Here is a 641-nt window from a genome sequence, read left to right as displayed (position 1 = left end):
TGAGAATCAAGCCACCTGCTGCATCGCCTCTCGCCAGCGGAGAAGAGCTGCGGATTGATGGCTTCGTCTGAGGGTGGCGGGAACGGTGGTTCGCGTGTGTCGATGGAGGTTCGAGACTCGGGCGTGCAGGGCGAGGAATTCTTGTGTTCGTTTCCGGCGCTTGAAGCCCAGTTGGCCTCGTTCTTGCTGCCGGGTGGGTCGATGAGATTGCTCCACCAGATTGTTACAGCGGGCGGTGGAAACGACCTGAACGTGCTCCACGACGTGGAGCACGGGAATCTCACGCAGCGCCGCCCCATAGCTCCACAGCTTGTCGGTATGGATCACCTCCGGCACGTCGTATTCCCCCAGGAGGCGGACAAAAAAGGACTTGGCCGCCTGGGTGTCTCGGTGTTCCTGAAGCAGAATGTCCAGCACGTCCCCGTATTCGTCGACCGCTCGCCACAACCAATGCTTGACCCCGCCGACCTTGACGCAGACCTCGTCCAGATGCCATCGAGAACCCCGCCGGGGTTCCCGATGGCGCAGTTCCTCGGTCAGGAGTGGGGCGAACTTGATGTTCCACTGACGGAGGGTCTCGTGACTGACCTGAACACCACGCTCGTGAAGCAGTTCCTGAACGTCCCGCTGGCTGAGGGGGA

At 61.3% G+C, this 641-nt stretch carries 1 protein-coding gene; it reads right to left on the bottom strand.

Features of this window, described 5'->3' with window-relative positions; genetic code table 11:
* Window positions 1-6: 6 nt before the first annotated feature.
* The coding region (locus tag QOL99_RS17430) for an IS6 family transposase (RefSeq protein ID WP_285525678.1) at window positions 7-641 on the bottom strand (635 nt) is incomplete at its 5' end.

The organism is Deinococcus rhizophilus (assembly GCF_030271215.1).
GTDB classification, from domain to species: Bacteria; Deinococcota; Deinococci; order Deinococcales; family Deinococcaceae; genus Deinococcus; species Deinococcus rhizophilus.
This window is presented reverse-complemented; position numbering and strand designations above follow the sequence as displayed.